This is a genomic window from Dyella sp. (assembly GCF_036384435.1).
Lineage (GTDB): Bacteria > Pseudomonadota > Gammaproteobacteria > Xanthomonadales > Rhodanobacteraceae > GSA-30.
Genome location: NZ_DASVMI010000199.1, coordinates 1 through 16270 on the forward strand (window position 1 = coordinate 1; position 16270 = coordinate 16270).

At 62.4% G+C, this 16270-nt stretch carries 12 protein-coding genes; 5 read left to right on the plus strand and 7 right to left on the minus strand.

What is annotated here, in order from left to right:
• The 3 genes from purL to xerD all read right to left on the minus strand — a co-directional run.
• Positions 1-2134, minus strand: a 2134-nt coding sequence (gene purL / locus VF436_RS21270; RefSeq protein ID WP_330906065.1) for a phosphoribosylformylglycinamidine synthase, incomplete at its 3' end; no start/stop codon positions are given.
• A gap of 180 nt (positions 2135-2314) precedes the next feature.
• Entirely contained in the window at positions 2315-3055 is a 741-nt protein-coding gene (locus VF436_RS21275) for a thioredoxin fold domain-containing protein (protein WP_330906066.1), read from the minus strand.
• 270 nt (positions 3056-3325) lie between these two features.
• Complete coding sequence (gene xerD, locus VF436_RS21280; protein WP_414649895.1) at positions 3326-4234, minus strand: site-specific tyrosine recombinase XerD; 909 nt, start codon at positions 4232-4234, stop codon at positions 3326-3328.
• A gap of 21 nt (positions 4235-4255) precedes the next feature.
• On the opposite strand from xerD, the gene VF436_RS21285 reads away from it, so the two are divergent.
• On the plus strand, positions 4256-4780 hold the full coding sequence (locus tag VF436_RS21285; protein WP_330906068.1) for an RDD family protein: 525 nt from the start codon (positions 4256-4258) through the stop codon (positions 4778-4780).
• A gap of 78 nt (positions 4781-4858) precedes the next feature.
• The gene (locus VF436_RS21290; protein WP_330906069.1) at positions 4859-6106 is read left to right on the plus strand and encodes a polyhydroxyalkanoate depolymerase; all 1248 of its coding nucleotides are present in this window, start codon (positions 4859-4861) and stop codon (positions 6104-6106) included.
• Positions 6107-6243: 137 nt separating this feature from the next.
• Here the strand turns inward: VF436_RS21290 and ltaE are convergent, their stop codons facing one another.
• Positions 6244-7257 (minus strand): low-specificity L-threonine aldolase, encoded by a 1014-nt coding sequence (ltaE, locus tag VF436_RS21295; RefSeq protein WP_330906070.1) that lies wholly within the window; start codon positions 7255-7257, stop codon positions 6244-6246.
• Positions 7258-7414: 157 nt separating this feature from the next.
• Here ltaE and VF436_RS21300 point away from each other — a divergent pair, with 157 nt between their 5' ends.
• On the plus strand, positions 7415-9154 hold the full coding sequence (locus VF436_RS21300; RefSeq protein WP_330906071.1) for a glucan ABC transporter ATP-binding protein/ permease: 1740 nt from the start codon (positions 7415-7417) through the stop codon (positions 9152-9154).
• Between the two features lie 63 nt (positions 9155-9217).
• Here the strand turns inward: VF436_RS21300 and lptG are convergent, their stop codons facing one another.
• On the minus strand, positions 9218-10318 hold the full coding sequence (lptG, locus tag VF436_RS21305) for an LPS export ABC transporter permease LptG (protein ID WP_330906072.1): 1101 nt from the start codon (positions 10316-10318) through the stop codon (positions 9218-9220).
• Positions 10315-11445: an LPS export ABC transporter permease LptF gene (gene lptF / locus VF436_RS21310; RefSeq protein WP_330906073.1), complete on the minus strand. Its 1131-nt coding sequence runs from the start codon at positions 11443-11445 to the stop codon at positions 10315-10317. Before lptF ends, lptG begins: the two co-directional genes overlap by 4 nt.
• A gap of 247 nt (positions 11446-11692) precedes the next feature.
• Here lptF and VF436_RS21315 point away from each other — a divergent pair, with 247 nt between their 5' ends.
• Complete coding sequence (locus VF436_RS21315) at positions 11693-13186, plus strand: leucyl aminopeptidase (protein WP_330906074.1); 1494 nt, start codon at positions 11693-11695, stop codon at positions 13184-13186.
• Positions 13187-13271: 85 nt separating this feature from the next.
• The gene (locus VF436_RS21320) at positions 13272-13694 is read left to right on the plus strand and encodes a DNA polymerase III subunit chi (RefSeq protein ID WP_330906075.1); all 423 of its coding nucleotides are present in this window, start codon (positions 13272-13274) and stop codon (positions 13692-13694) included.
• 80 nt (positions 13695-13774) lie between these two features.
• On the opposite strand, the gene VF436_RS21325 is transcribed toward VF436_RS21320, so the two are convergent.
• Positions 13775-16270 (minus strand): ATP-binding protein (locus tag VF436_RS21325; RefSeq protein WP_330906076.1); only part of this gene is annotated, 2496 nt, incomplete at its 5' end.

Here is a 16270-nt window from a genome sequence, read left to right on the forward strand (position 1 = left end):
CACCCACCGCCAGACGCGCAGCGTCGGCACTGCTGAGCAATGCCACTGGCGCACGCTCGGCCATAGCCATGGCCTCGCCCGCGTAGCCGTCGAAGTCGGCGATGGTGACGGCGCAATCGGCCACGGGTACCTGCCAAGGCCCGACCATGGGATCGCGTGAGCACAGGCCGCCCACGGTGCGGTCACCGATGGTGATGAGGAAGTTCTTGCTGCCTACCGTCGGCAGCTTGAGTACGCGAATCAGCGCTTCATCCATGCTGATGCCGGTGAGGTCGGGCACCAGGTCGATACGTGGCTTGATGCGCCTGGCATCGCGATGCATGCGTGGAGCCTTGCCGAATAGCACATCCATCGGCAGATCGATGACCGTCATGTCACGGCGAGGATCGCGCACCACCAGCGTGCGTTCGGCCGTCGCCTCGCCCACTACCGCGTACGGGCAACGCTCACGTTCGCAATAAGCCTCGAACTCGGCCAGGTCCTTCGCATCGATGCCGAGCACGTAGCGCTCCTGCGACTCGTTGCTCCACACCTGCATCGGCGACAACGACGGATCGTCACAGGGCACCTTCGACAGGTCGATCTGGCCGCCCACATTGGAATCGTTGAGCAACTCGGGAATCGCATTGGACAGGCCGCCTGCGCCCACGTCGTGGACGCTGACGATGGGATTGTGCTCGCCGCGTGCCCAGCATGCATCGATGACCTGCTGGCAGCGGCGCTCCATCTCGGCGTTGTCGCGCTGCACGGAGGCGAAATCGAGCTCCGCGCTCGATGTGCCCGAGGCCACCGACGATGCCGCACCGCCACCCAGGCCGATCAGCATGGCCGGCCCACCGAGCACGATCACTTTGTGCCCAGGTTCGAGTTCGAGCTTCTTGACGTGCCCGGCGCGGATATTGGCCAGGCCGCCAGCGATCATGATGGGCTTGTCGTAACCACGGCGCACACCGGCTTCGCCCGTCTCATGCTCGTAGGTGCGGAAATAACCGCCCAGGCAGGGGCGGCCAAACTCGTTGTTGAACGCGGCCGCACCCAGCGGACCATCGCGCATGATCTCAAACGCGCTGGCCATGCGTGGCGGCAGGGGGCGATCGATTTCCCAGGGCATGGGATGCCCTGGAATGCGCAGATCCGAGACCGAGAATCCGGTCAGGCCGGCCTTGGGCTTGGCGCCACGCCCAGTCGCGCCTTCATCGCGAATTTCACCGCCAGCGCCGGTCGCCGCGCCGGGCCAGGGCGCAATGGCAGTGGGATGGTTATGCGTTTCCACCTTGATCGCGTATTCGATGCGCTCCGGATGCGCGCGCCACACACCGTCGCCGTCGGCAAAGAAACGGGCACCCGCACTGCCTTCGACCACGGCCGCGTTGTCCTTGTAAGCAGACAACGTGTGCGCCGGCGCATGCTCGTGCGTGTTCTTGATCATGCCGAACAGGCTTTTGTCCTGCGGCTGACCATCGAGCGTCCAACTGGCGTTGAAGACCTTGTGGCGGCAATGTTCGGAGTTGGCCTGCGCGAACATGAAAAGTTCGGCATCGCTTGGATCGCGGCCGAGCTCCTTGTAACGCTCGGCCAGATAGTCGATCTCATCGTCAGCCAGCGCCAGGCCCAGTTCGCGGTTAGCCTGGGCCAGTGCGGCACCGGCGTCGTCGCCCAGCCGTACATGGACCAGATCCCCCGGCTGCCCGGCAAGGAACAAGCCCTGCGCCTCATCCAGGCGCCAAAGCACCGATTGCGTCATCGCATCGTGCAGCACCTCCAGCACGGCCGCATGCGCCGGGCTGCCGGCCTCAGGCAGCGACGTGAGCTGCCAGGCCATGCCTCGTTCGACACGGCGCACGGCGAAACCAGCACCGTGCACGATATCCGTAGCCTTGCTGGACCAGGGAGAAATGGTACCCAGGCGCGGTACGACCCATAGCGAGGCAGGTTCCGGCGCAGCGGCATCCCTGGCTTCAAGGACTTCCAGCAGGCGCTTGCGCTGCTCGCCTTCCGGCGTGGCATCGGCGTCGATGAAATAGACGTGCCATGCCGACTGCACGCGCGCACCGCGATGCAGGGCATCCAGGCGAGCATTCAGGCGTTCGAGGCGAAACGGCGAAAGGGCACTCTGCCCGTCGAATACGATCATTGCGGGGAACGGCGCCGGAGGCGCGAGGCAGCGAAAACGACCATTCTACCCCATGCTGCAGGACAGCAAAGGTGGCCCATGCCAAGTGATTCATTTCATTGAAGTTACAGCGCCATTGCCGCGCCGGAACAGGTCGGCAGCGACGAGGAGCCTGAGAGGCCCCTCGTCTCGGGCAGGGGCTTATGCGCCCTTCTTGTTAAGCGCCTTGATCAGCTGTTCCGGGGTGACATAGCCACCCACGACACGGCCGTCATCGGCCACGATGGTCGGCGTTCCCGTGACACCGAGCTTCATGCCCAGCTCGAATTCGTCCTTCACGGGGTTGTTGCAGGTTGCTGCCTTGGGCGCCTTGCCCTGCTTGGCCTCGGTGAAGGCCATCTTCGGGTCGGCGGCGCACCACACCGACACCATTTCGGTGTAGGTAGCCGTGGGCTGGCCGGAGGTGGAGGTCACGCCTTCGCGCGGCCAGGCTACATATTCCACGGCGATGCCGGCTTTGTTGAAATCAGCGATATGCTCGTGCAGTGCACGGCAGTAACCACAATTGACGTCGGTGAACACGGTGACGTGATACTTGGGATTGGCCGGAGCGAACACGATGCGTTGCGACTGGGGCACCTTGGCCAGCTGTGTCTTGCGGAAATCCGCCCAGGCCTTTTCGCTGATACTCTTCTTGTTGGCCAGATCAAGCAGGTCACCGTTGAGCAGATATTTGCCGTCGTTGCTCACATAGACCATCTGTCCGGACGCGATGACCTGGTAGAACCCGGGCAACTGCGCCGGTTCGATACGATCGATGGATATGTCCGGTGCCAGGCTCAGCACGGCCTTGCGTACGACTGCTTCGGTAGCATCGTCGGCTGCCAGGGCGGAGAACGTCACGCCAGCCAGGGAAAGGGTAAGAAACAGCTTCTTGAACATCGAGGGCCTCACTTGCATCCATTCACCGCCGGGGGCGCGGTAGATGCGGAATTCTCGCATATTAGGCTGAATCGTCCCTGCTGGCTGTGACAAACCAAGAGTAATCGACGTTCACCGCTGACTTTTTGTAACGCTCACGCATCACCTGAGGCCCTCGCCCCGGTGCGTTGTCGTTGTCATCGGTGCGCTCGCTGTAGCCTGGTGATTATCCATGCGGTTATATACGGTTGCATGCGGACCCGGTCGATTTTTTGTGCCGGTTCCAACGAATCAGCCCCGAGGATGATGCTGGGCGTGCAAGCGCTTTAAACCTTCCTTGGCGACCAGCGTATAAATTTGCGTGGTGCTGAGCGCGCTGTGTCCTAACAGCATCTGCAACGCTCGCAGGTCCGCGCCGTGATTGAGCAGGTGCGTGGCGAACGAGTGCCGCAGTACGTGCGGTGAGATGCGCTTGCCCACAATGCCCACCGAAAGCGCATGGCGCTTGACCAGGGTCCAGAACATTTGCCGCGTCATGCCCTCGCCGCGCTTGCTCAGGAACAAGGCCACAGGTTGCCGACCTTTAGCCAGGATCGGTCGTGCCTGGGCCAGGTAGGCCTGGATATGCTCCAGCGCGACCTCTCCCACAGGTACCAGGCGATCCTTGCCGCCCTTGCCAGTGACTCGCAGCACGCCCTGACGCAGGTTCAATCCGGCCAGGGGCAGCTCCACCAACTCAGAAACGCGCAGGCCCGAGGCATACATGAGTTCCAGCATGGCCCGGTCGCGCAATCCCAGCGTGGTGCCTGTATCGGGTGCTTGCAGCAGCCCCTCGATCTCACGCTCGGCCAGGGCCTTGGGCAGGCTGCGGGGTGTGCGCGGACGCTCGATCAGCAGCGTAGGGTCTTCCACGCCCCCCTCCTGGCGCGCCAGCCAGCCGAAATAGCGCCGGAACGCCGATTGGCGGCGCGCCATCGAGCGCACCGCCGCCGGCTGGGACCCGTGATACGCCGATAGGTCTTCACGTCGCGCATGGCGCAGATCACTTCCACGCGCAGCCAGCCATGTGGCCAACCCTTCCAGGTCGCTGCGATAGGCATCGAGGGTGCGGGAGGCAAGGCCGTCTTCGGACCAGACCCTTTCAATGAAGGCATCGATGCTCTGGCGATCGGCTTCGGCGATACTTGAAGTTTGTTCCATGCGCGACATGCTGGACAGCCTGTGCGCCAGACGCAAGACGAGCCGATGACCGACGATACCGTCCCCGCCCTGCCCTGCCCGCTCTGGCGCCGTTTGCTGGCGCTGCTCTACGACATGTTCGCGGTCGTTGCGATCGCCGCCGTGATGGGCCTGCTCTGCCAGATGGCCACCCATGGGCAACTCTTCGACGCCCACGGCCAAGCACTCACCTGGTGGTTCCAGCCGCTCCAATACCTGACGATCAGCGCCTATTTCCTGATTTCCTGGCTGCGCGGCGGCCAGACGCTGGGCATGCGGCCCTGGCGCACCCGTGTCACCACCCCTCAAGGCGGCATTTTGTCATGGCAACAGGCCCTGATCCGCCTGATCGCGGCCTGGCTGCCGGTGTTCCTGCTGGAGTTGCAAGGCATAGTCGGCGTGCGTGCAGCCGTATGGATCACACTGGGTGCCTGGGGGGTTTGGTTTGCCGTGGCCTTGGTCGATCGACGCTCGCGCGCCCTGCACGATATCCTGGCTGGCACCGAGATCCGTCGCATGGCATCTTGAGACGGATCGTGCCGCGGTGCAGCACGCCGAACTGAAACCGGCTAGACTCCGGGCATCGATGTATACCGGTCCCCAACCATGCTCTATCAGATCCATGAGTGGCAGCGAGCCATCCTCGGCCCGCTGAGTTACTTCGCCCAGGCGAGCGCTCGTGTGCTTGCCGACCAGACCAATCCCCTGTCGCACCTGCCTGGCGCGCAACGCGCAGCTGCGGGCTACGAGTTGATGTACCGCCTGGGCAAGGAATACGAAAAGCCCGAATTCGGCATCCATAGCGTGATGGCGCACGGCCAGCGCATCGCGATCGTCGAACAACCGGCACTCGAACTGCCGTTCTGTCAGCTCAAGCGCTTCAAGCGCTTCAGCGATGACCAGGACACCATCGAGAAAATGAAGAACGATCCAGCGGTGCTGGTCGTGGCTCCGCTATCGGGCCACCATGCCACCCTGCTGCGCGATACGGTGCGCTCGCTGCTCTCCGATCACAAGGTGTACATCACCGACTGGACCGATGCGCGCATGGTGCCAGCCGACCAGGGCGCATTCCACCTGGACGATTACGTCGCTTATATCGAGCAGTTCATCCGCCACATCGGCGCGCGCAAAGTGCATGTGATATCCGTTTGCCAGCCGACAGTGCCCGTGCTGGCAGCGATTTCCCTGATGGCCGCCCGCGGCGAGGAAACCCCACTCTCGATGACCATGATGGGCGGCCCCATCGAGCCGCGCAGCAATCCCACCGGGGTGAACAATCTCGCCACAACGCAACCGTTGTCGTGGTTCAAGGGCAACGTGATCCACACCGTGCCGGCCAATTATCCCGGCCATGGTCGCGAGGTTTATCCTGGCTTCCTGCAGCACGCCGGTTTCGTGGCGATGAATCCCAGTCGCCACATGAATTCCCACTGGGACTTCTACCTGAACCTGATGCGCGGCGACCTGGAAGACGCCCAGGCACACCGCAAGTTCTATGACGAATACAACGCCGTGCTGGACATGCCGGCCGAGTACTACCTGGATACCATCAACACGGTATTCCAGCAATTCCTGCTGCCGCGCGGCCTATGGGACGTGAACGGTGAGCGGGTCAAGCCCAGTGCCATCAAGGACACCGCGCTGCTGACGGTGGAAGGCGAACTGGACGATATCTCCGGCCTGGGCCAGACCGAAGCCGCGCACGACCTGTGCAGTGGCATCCCGGCCAACCATCGTTCGCACAAGGTGATCGAGGGCGCGGGCCACTACGGCATCTTCAGTGGTCGTCGCTGGCGCGAGACTGTCTACCCGCAGGTACGCGATTTCATTCGACGGTTTAACGAAGCATGAGGTCTGCCGCTGCGCAGCCTGTCCGTGGGTGAAGTCGGTCGCTGCGCGACCTGTAAAGCCGCGCCTGCGGCGCTATGAAGGGTAAAGAGAGCTCGCGCGTTCCAAGCGCTTTTCTCTTTACCCTTTCCTCTTTGCCATCAGCCGAAGAAATCACGGAAGGCGCTGACAACGCGCTCGATGCCTTCATCATCGATATCAAGGTGTGTCACCAGGCGCAGCGTGGGCAGGTAGCCGATGCTGATACGGATGCCGGCTTCGCGCAGATGGGCATCCAGGGCACGCAGCCGATCCGTGGGAACGTCGACGAACACCATGTTAGTGTGATGTCCCAACAGTTGTATGCCAGGGAGTTCGCTCAGTGATTGAGCCAGTCGCGCGGCGCGGGCATGGTCCTGCGACAGGCGCGTCACATGATGATCCAGGGCATGAAGGGCGGCCGCGGCCAACAGGCCGGCTTGTCGCCAACCACCGCCAGCTACCTTACGCCAACGCCGGGCCTTCTCGATCAATACGGAAGAACCGACCAGCACCGATCCCACGGGAGCACCGAGCCCCTTGGACAAACACACCGATACACTGTCGAAATGGCACGCGATGTCACGTGCCGGTACGCCTGCCGCAACGGCCGCGTTGAACAGGCGCGCACCATCCAGGTGAATGGCCAATCCGCGATCACGCGCGAAATCATGCGCGGCGCGCAGGTAGTCCATCGGCAATACACGACCGTGCCAGGTGTTCTCCAGCGCAAGCAGGCGCGTGCGCGCGAAATGCGGGTCGACGGGCTTGATGGCTGCCGCGAGCCGCTCCAATGGCAGGCTGCCATCGCTGTCGTGCGGGATCGGCTGCGGCTGGATCGAGCCAAGCACCGCCGCTCCGCCACCTTCGAACTTGTATGTATGCGCGTCGGCGCCGACGAGATATTCATCGCCGCGTTCGCAATGCGACATCAAGGCAAGCAGGTTCGATTGCGTGCCTGTAGGCACGAATAGCGCCGCCTCGAATCCCAGGTCGGCCGCCAGCCGGCTTTGCAAGGCGTTGACAGTGGGATCCTCACCATAGACATCATCACCGACTTCTGCATCGATCATGGCCGAACGCATCGCCGCTGTCGGTCGTGTGACGGTATCGCTACGCAAATCGATCCAGCCCATCGTACCTGCCTTCATCAAGGAACAAGTCGTTAGCTTGGCCGCAAGCATCGCGCGGCACAAGCGATCAAAGCCTCGACGCATGTAACCGTATGAACGTGGCGGTACGAATCGGACGCATCGCGTTAAGCTTGCAACACCGCTGCCGGGACCTGACATCGTGCCACTGCTGCGACTTTACGTAAGAGTGCTTGGACTGCTGGCCGCCGAACGCGGCCTGGCCATGCTGCTGGCCTTGGGTAACCTGCTGGTTGCTTGCGTCTTCTTCATTGAGCCCTTGCTGTTCGGCAAGGTCGTCGACGCGCTCAGCGGTGATGCGGCGCGTGCCATGCGCCTGATCCTGCTATGGGCCGCCGTTGGCTTCGGTGGCGTGGCCGCGGCCGTCTGGACATCCCTGCATGCCGACCGCCTGGCCCATCGACGGCGCCTTGCCGCCATTGCACTTTACTTCGAGCATGCCTCGGCGCTGTCGCTGGGATTTCATAGTGAGCATCACACCGGCCGCCTGGCGCGAATCATGAACATGGGGGTGGGCAACTTGTTCGGACTGTGGCTCAGCTTCTTTCGAGATCATCTGTCCACGCTCCTGGCGATCGTGGTGATGATCCCGGTCGCGCTATGGATGAACTGGAAACTCGCCCTGCTCATGATCGCGTTGATGATCGTGTTTGCTGTAACCAACGCGGTAGCCATACGACGCACCCACGTCGCACAGGGTGAAGTGGAGGAACTGCACAACGAGATCGCCACCCGCGCCGGCGATGTATTCGGCAATGTGTCGATCGTGCAGAGTTTCACTCGCCTGGCTGCCGAAACGGTGGCACTGAAAGCCATGATGGCCCGCGTGCTAGCCGCGCAATATCCTGTCTTGCGTGGTTGGGCGCTGCTTTCGGTACTCAACCGCGCCGCCAGCACGTTGACCATCGTGGCGATTTTCGCGCTGGGCAGCAGCCTGCATAAGCAAGGCGAAATTTCGGTGGGCGGTATCGTCAGCTTCGTCGGTTTCTCGATGTTACTGATCGGCCGCCTGGAGCAGTTTGCCGCCTTCATTTCCACGTTGTTCTTCCAGACCCAGTCGCTGGACGATTTTTTCGCCGTGCTGGACGAGCGTCCGGCCATCGTCGACCGACCCGGCGCACCGGCGCTGCAACCGGTGCGTGGCGAGGTCACTTTCGAGCAGGTGAGCTTTGGCTACGACCCAGTGCAGCCGGCATTGCATGACCTGAGCTTTCATGCCGAGCCAGGCAGCACGATTGCCCTGGTCGGTCCGACCGGTGCGGGTAAGACGACGGCATTGAGTCTGCTCTATCGCGCCTATGATCCCAGCGCCGGTCGCATACTCATCGACGGACAGGATATCCGCGAGGTATCGCTGGAATCGCTGCGCAAGAACATCGGCGTGGTGTTTCAGGACCCTGGCATGTTTTACCGTTCGATCCTGGAAAACCTTCAGGTAGGTAACCCCGATGCTTCGCTGACGGAGATCGAGACCGCCGTCGCGGCAGCCGAAGCCGCTGGCTTCATCGCGCGCAAGCCCGAAGGATTCGAAACCATGGTGTCCGAGCGCGGCCGCTCCCTTTCCGGCGGTGAACGCCAACGCCTGGCCATTGCGCGCGCCATGCTGAAGAACGCCCCGATCCTGGTACTGGACGAAGCTACCAGCGCCCTGGACAACGCCACCGAGGTGCGCATCCAGCGTGCCCTGAATGCCTTGACCAAGGGCCGTACCACCTTCGTGATCGCCCACCGTCTCTCCACGGTACGCCACGCAGACATGATCCTGGTACTGGATCAGGGCCGACTGGTGGAAAGCGGCAAATTCGAGGCATTAGTCCAACGCGGCGGCTTGTTCGCACAACTGGCGGCCGACGGAAAATTCGCACCGGACGCGCAGGAGTGAGGCCGCTCGCTCTGGGAGCGGTGAGGCAGGCCGCTGGCGCGGCCTGCGCCAGGCGCCGGCTACTCACCCATTCCGTCTGAAATACAGCCACGCGATCAACGCGAGGATCATCGCCGGTAGCAGGTTGGCCAGCAACGGTGGGACGCCATAGACGGTGCCGAAATTGACCATCGCTTTTTGCAGGAAGTACCAGCCGATGGCCAGCAGCATACCGATGAACATGCGCTTGCCCAGGCCGCCGGAACGCAACGTGCCGAAGGCGAATGGCATGGCGCACAACACCAGCACCAGCACGTTCAACGGATAGAGCGCACGAGTCCAGAATGCGACGGCGTATTCACCGGGTGCCTCGCCGAGGCTTTCCTTGTAATTGATGTTGCGGCGCAGATCACGCATGGACAGGTATTGCGGCTGAATCAGCGATTGCTCCAACACTTGCGGGTTCAGGCGCGAATCCCAGACCGTACGGGGTGACAGCGTAGTATGCGTCCCCGCATCATCGAGCGTGGTGCTGCGCACACCATCCATGACCCACTGGTGTCCGTCGTGCTCGGCGGTCTTGGCCCAGTCAAAATGGGTCAGCTGACCATCATGCGTCATGGTGAATACGCGCACATCCATCAGTTGCACTGTGGTATGCGTTGCCCCCTGGCGCGCCAGCGCGCTCTTGGCATTGATGATGCGGTCGCCATCGCGTGCCCATAGACCCGTGCTACCGGCCATGCCGATATTGTTGGTCTTCATGCGCAACTGCATGGCCTGCGCCTGTTGGTCACCCCATGGCGCAGCCGTCTCGCCCAGGATCACCACACCGACGATCAGCACCGCCACGATGCCCACCGCCGACGCGGCAACACGCAGCTTGGACATACCTGCGGCGCGCAGCGCAGTCAACTCACCGCTACCGGCAAGCCCACCAAGGCCGAGCAGGCCGCCGATCAGCGCCGCGTTGCCGAACATTTCGTACATGCGCCGTGGCGTGGTCACCAGCACATAGACGATGGCATTGGTGAGCGTGTAACCGTTCTTGCCGATACGCCCGATCTGGGTGATCAACTGGAACACCACATCAAGGCCGGTCAACACCAGCCACACCATGATCAGCGAACTGAGTACCGTGATGCCGACGAGGTAGTCGACGCGCTTGATGCGCAACGCGTTCATCGAGCCACCGCCTTGCGCGGCTTACGCACGGCATACTGGCTACGGAATAGCCACGCGCCCAGGCAGAACACCAACAGGCAAACGATCCACATCGGCGTGGCATGGTGCCACTTGCCCTTGATCAACTGGCTGCGACATAGCGCCAGCAGCAGGTAGTACAGGTAGAAGACCAGCAGTGCGATGATCAGTCGCGCCGAACGCGCCTCACGCGGCTGCTGACGTGAAAGCGGCACCGCCAGCATGATCAGCACCAGCATCATCGCCGGAGCGATCGTGCGCCAGGCGAGCTCCGCACGCGCATCGCCACTATCGACCGTGAACAGCTGCGTTGTAGTCAGAGTGTGCGCTGGATCTTCATCGTCGTTATCGGACTGGATATTGGACAGCGATGCATCATTGCGCTCGTACTGCATCTTTCGCCAGTTGTCGCCGCCAAGCGGCACTTCATACTGCCAGCCGTCGGAAAGCGCCAGGAAGCGGCCGTCGCCGTCGCTTTCCTGATAAAGCTGCCCGTGCTTGCCGGTGACGACCTTGAGCCGACGCGTCCCGTCGGGCGAATCGCGCTCGGTAGCGATGAAGGTATTGCCCAGGACGCTGCCGTCACGACTAAGACTATCGACGAAGATGATGCCGCCCTTGCCCGGCAGTTCAGTGAAACGGCCGGCGTCCAGGCCCGCGGCGATCACCGAGCGGTTGGCTGCGGCAACGAGACTATCCGACGTACGGGCTGCCCAGGGCCCCAGCCACATGGACACCACGCCGACCAGCACGGCCAGCACCGCTGCCATCAACGCCACCGGGCGCAGCAGGCCACGCGGCCCCATGCCGGAGGAGGACAGCACGTGCATTTCGCTTTCGCGATACATACGGCCCAGGCTCCACAGCGTGCCGACGAAACCGGCCAGCAGCAACAACGTGGACAGGCCATCGAGCATATTCAGGCCCAGCACCTGGAACATCACGCTCGCCGGAAAGCTGCCGTTGGCCACCTGCTTGAGCACCTGCGCGAATGAGGTGCCGGCAAAGATCGCCACCAGCACAATGGTCGTGGCGGCGATGGTCTGCCCCAGTTCACGCAGGAAATAGCGGTCGAGAATGTTCAGAACCGGACCTCGGCGGTAAGGCACATGACGTTGCCCCGGATCGGCCGGGACATATCAAAAAACGAATGCAAACGCACGGTTGCGCCTTCGGATGACGTAGTTCCCCCACATCGGGGCAAGCGCCTGGCGATGGGGGTCAGTCGACGAGGCTCATGAGGATCAATACTCGACATGCGCTAGGATACTTGGCTCCGCGCCGCGCCTTCGATGGGCCGGCAAACCCCAAGTTTAGCCTGTCCGGCGCCTCCGGACCCCATGCAGGATGTACGAGATGACGCTCCAGTTCAGCCTTGGCTCTGCCGCCCCCGAAACCGTCGATACCCCCTGCGTGGTCGTCGGCGTCTACGAAAACGGTGTCCTTACCAGCGCCGCCGCTCGTGTGAATACGGCCGCCCAGGGCGCCATCAAGCAGCAGATCGAGAGCGGCGACATCAGCGGCAAGGCCGGTAGCACCAATGTGCTTTTTGCCCCTCCGGGCCTCACGGCCAAGCGCGTGCTGGTGGTCGGCCTGGGCGTACAGAAGAGCTTCGACGGCGCCCGTTACCAGAAGATCCACCTGGAGGCGGCCCGCGCTCTGGCGCGCTTGCCCATCGATAGCGCCGTGTCCTACCTGACCGAGGTGGAGGTTCCGCAACACGATGCGACCTGGCGCGTGCGCACTGCCGCGTTGGCGGCCGACCACGCCACCTACCGGTATACCGCCACCTTCAAGCCGCGCGAGAAGTCGTCGCAGCCCGAACTGGGCACGGTCCAGTTCGCCAGCGGCGAGGACGCCAGCATCGGTCTTGACCAGGCCAAAGCCATCGCCGAGGGCGTGCGCTTCGCTCGCGAACTGGCCAACCTTCCACCCAATATCTGCAATCCGGCGTATATCGCTGACCAGGCGACCTTGTTTGCCGAACGCCATGAAAAGGTCAGCTGCCAGGTGCTTGATCACGTGGAGCTGGAAAAGCTCGGCTTCGGCTCGCTGCTGGCCGTGGGGCGCGGTTCGGCCAACAAGCCCAAGCTTGTGGTGCTTGAATACAAAGGTGGCAACGAAGAAAAGCCGTACGCCTTCGTCGGCAAAGGCATCACCTTCGATACCGGCGGCATCAGCCTCAAGCCAGGTCCGGGCATGGAAGAAATGAAGTTCGACATGGGTGGTGCGGCAGGCGTGCTCGGTGCCTTCGTGGCAGCGGTGAAGATGCAGTTGCCGGTCAACCTGGTCTGCGTGGTACCGGCGGTGGAAAACATGCCCGATGGTGACAGCTACCGCCCCGGTGACGTACTGACCAGCCTCTCGGGTATCACCATCGAGGTGCTCAACACCGATGCCGAAGGCCGTCTGATCCTGTGCGATGCGCTCACCTATACGGCGCAGACATTCCAACCCAGGGCGATTATCGACGCGGCCACGCTGACCGGCGCCTGCGTAATCGCCCTGGGCAAGCATGCCAGCGGCCTGATGACCAAGCACGACGACCTGGCAGACGAGCTACTTGCCGCTGGCGAGCACGCACTTGACCGGGCCTGGCGCCTGCCGTTGTGGGACGACTATCAGGTTCAGCTCGAATCGGGCTTCGCGGACGTGGCCAACATCGGCGGCAAGAACGCCGGTGCCATCACCGCAGGCTGCTTCCTGGCCCGCTTCACCGAAGGCCAGCGCTGGGCGCACCTGGATATCGCCGGTACTGCCTGGGACGAAGGCCGAAAGGGCCTGGCCACCGGCCGCCCCGTTTCTCTACTCGCCCAATGGCTGATCGACCGGGCAGGTTCCGGCTCGTAAACCATTGCACTACCAGGGCGCATCATCAGCTCTCACCGATGCGCCCGAATCACTTCTGCCACCACTGCCGGAGACCGACCTGGCCATGCCGCGCGCCGATTTCTATCTGATCGACAAGCCTCGCTTTCGCGACCAGCCGCTGCTGCTGGTGTGCGAGCTGGCCAAGCGTGCTTATGCGGCGCAGCAGCCGACGCTGGTCTTGACCCGTGATTTCGAGCAAGCCGAAGAACTCGATACCTTGCTGTGGGATTTCGACGAAGACTCCTACATCCCGCATCAGCTGGCAGGCGATGACGATGATGAGAACACAGCCGTCTTGATCGTCCCTCCAGGCGTGGACACGCCCGATCGCCCGATGATCATCAACTTGCGCGAAACCTGCCCCGCCGGCCGCTACGAGCGCGTTCTGGAAGTCGTCGCCGCGGACCCTGCCGAGCGCGACGGCTCACGCGTGCGCTGGACGGAGTACAAGCGACTGGGGTTCGAGGTGGCTAAGTTCGATATGTAACGACAGGAGTTAAGGGCTTAGGAGTGATGAGATAAGAGCAGTAGTGCTAGGCCCTGGCTTTTGCGCCCGACCTTTCACTGCTAACGCCTCACGCCCCTCAACACGCTCGCCAACTGCTCGCCGGTCACGGGCTTGCGCAGGAAGCCATCCATGCCAAGTTCGCGCGCACGTACCTCGTCGTCGCTGCTTGAGCGTGCTGTGACCACAATGATCGGCAAGCGCTGGCCCTGGGCTTCTCGCTGGCGGATCAGGCGGGCCACCTGGAATCCGTCGACACCTGGCAGGTCAAGATCCAGCAGTGCGACGTCACACGGCCCGTGCGCCAGCTCGGCGAGGGCAGCAAGGCCATTACTCACGAAGCGGACATGGTGTCCTTGCTGCTCGAGCAGGCCACGCACCACGGCAGCAACGATCGCATCGTCTTCGATGAGCAAGATGTTCAGAGGCCTGACCGCAACGGTATGCATGCCATCGCTCGATTCGTGGCGTGGCGCGACGTCCCGAGTGACTAACTGGACTTCCGGCAACGGCAGACGCACACGAAAAGTACTGCCCTGTCCCAGACGCGACTCCAGTTCGATGCTTCCACCCATCAGGCTCACCAGTTCGCGACAGATGGCCAAACCGAGGCCACTACCGGAATTGCGCTTGGGTCCGTCCTCTTGTTCAAAGCGTTGGAACAGTCGGCTCTGTCCTTCCTCGGAAATGCCCGGACCCGTATCAGCGACACTGAACATGATGCCATCGCTCTGCCGGTCGGCACGCAGCGTGACATGGCCACTCTCGGTAAATTTCAATGCATTATTGGCGAGGTTCAGCAACACCTGCTTGATACGCATCGCGTCACCCATGACATAGCGCGGCAGATCGCCAGCACAGGCGATATCGAAACGAAGTCCCTTTTTTCTGGCCTGTCCACGCTCGATGTGTGCGATGTCGTCCACCAGGGCGCAGGGATCGAAGGCTGCCTGGTCCAGTTCCAGCCGCCCGGCTTCGATGCGCGCCAGGTCAAGCGCATCATTGACCAATTTCATCAGCAGGCTACCCGAACTTTGCATGGCTTCGGTGTACTCGCGCTGCACGGGACTGAGCGGCGTGCCCATCAGTAATTCAGCCATGCCGATGACCCCGGTCATCGGGGTACGGATCTCATGACTCAACGTTGCCAGGAACCGCGTCTTGGCGGCGCTGGCCTGTTCGGCCAGATGACGCCTCTGCTCGGCCATCTGGATGCGATGCCGGTTGAACAGGCGTCGTTGCCAGATGCGCAGGAACAACCAGACCATGAGTACGAAAAACAGGCTGTAGGCACACCAGGCCCACCAGCGCACCCACGGCGGCGCCTGCACGTGAATGAGCAACGGCTGGCGCAATCGCGACCACTTGCCATCCACGCCGGCCGCCATGACATCCAATGCATGATCGCCGGAGGCGAGCCCTGAAAATTCGCGCACACCGACGTTGCCGGTATCCACCCAGTCGTTGTCAAAATCACTCAGGCGGAAGCGATATCGGTTCGACGCCGGATCGACGAACGAGAACACACGCGCCGTTACCGTCAGGCCGCGATCGCGCCAACTCACCTGCACCTGGCCATCACGCACGGGCAACTGCACAGGCGCTCCTCGGCGCTGTACATGAACATCCATAACCGCGAGCGGTGGCGACTCCGGGCTGATATCCGGTGCATCGGGGTTGAACCCGACGACGCCGCCCAGGCTGGGCGCATAGATGTATCCATCGGGCATACGCGCGAAACCACGTGCAAACTCGCTGCTGACCAGGCCTTCCTGCAAACCGATGCGACGAAAGCGACCATCGAAGGGGTCATAGCGCCATAGGCCGTCGCGGCCGAATATCCATACCCGCCGATTCTTGTCGATCGCAAGGTCATACACGCCGATCGATGGCCAGCCCTTGCTAGCGTCTATCTTGCGTACCAACGTAAGGCCATCGGCGCTGTACCGATATTGCTCCAGCCCATCTGAACGCGCCAGCCACATGCCATCGGGCGTGAAGTCGAATGCATCGACCGCTTGGCCATTAGCAACGCCGGGCACCGGCTCGAAGTGATCATAGGTACGATCAAGGCGCAGCAACCCGAAATCGCTGGCATACCAGAACGTGCCATTCTTCAGGGTCAGCTGCGCGCCCCAGCGCGCTTTTTCGTCTGCCGGCTGGATAGGCACCCGGGTTGCCCGCAAGGTGTCCTGATCAATCCGCAGGATGCCTTCAGCGAAGGTTCGTGCGTAAAGCTTGCCGTCGGGTCCCTGCTCCACTTCAAGCGGATGCTCCATGCCGCTCTCGGCCTTGACCTGATCCAGCTTGCCGTCGGCATAGCGAAACAAGGCGCCTTGCATGACGATCCACAGTCGATGCTGGTCATCCTCGGTCAGGCCAATCACGTCACCGCGATTGCCACTGACAACATGCTCGACATTGCCAGTAAACGGATCGAGTTTATCCACCACCGATTTGCGACCACCCACCCAGATGCGTCCATCCTTGGCGCGACCAACCGCTGTGGCTTCGGAATCACGCAGGCTGTCGGCGTTGTCGGGGATGTGGCTGAAACG

Excerpts from the sequence above, each read along its gene's own strand:
- VF436_RS21275 (WP_330906066.1), bottom strand. The coding sequence starts at position 3,055 with ATGTTCAAGAAGCTGTTTCTTACCCTTTCCCTGGCTGGCGTGACGTTC.
- xerD (WP_414649895.1), bottom strand. The coding sequence starts at position 4,234 with ATGGAACAAACTTCAAGTATCGCCGAAGCCGATCGCCAGAGCATCGAT.
- VF436_RS21290 (WP_330906069.1), top strand. The coding sequence starts at position 4,859 with ATGCTCTATCAGATCCATGAGTGGCAGCGAGCCATCCTCGGCCCGCTG.
- ltaE (WP_330906070.1), bottom strand. The coding sequence starts at position 7,257 with ATGGGCTGGATCGATTTGCGTAGCGATACCGTCACACGACCGACAGCG.
- lptG (WP_330906072.1), bottom strand. The coding sequence starts at position 10,318 with ATGAACGCGTTGCGCATCAAGCGCGTCGACTACCTCGTCGGCATCACG.
- VF436_RS21315 (WP_330906074.1), top strand. The coding sequence starts at position 11,693 with ATGACGCTCCAGTTCAGCCTTGGCTCTGCCGCCCCCGAAACCGTCGAT.
- VF436_RS21320 (WP_330906075.1), top strand. The coding sequence starts at position 13,272 with ATGCCGCGCGCCGATTTCTATCTGATCGACAAGCCTCGCTTTCGCGAC.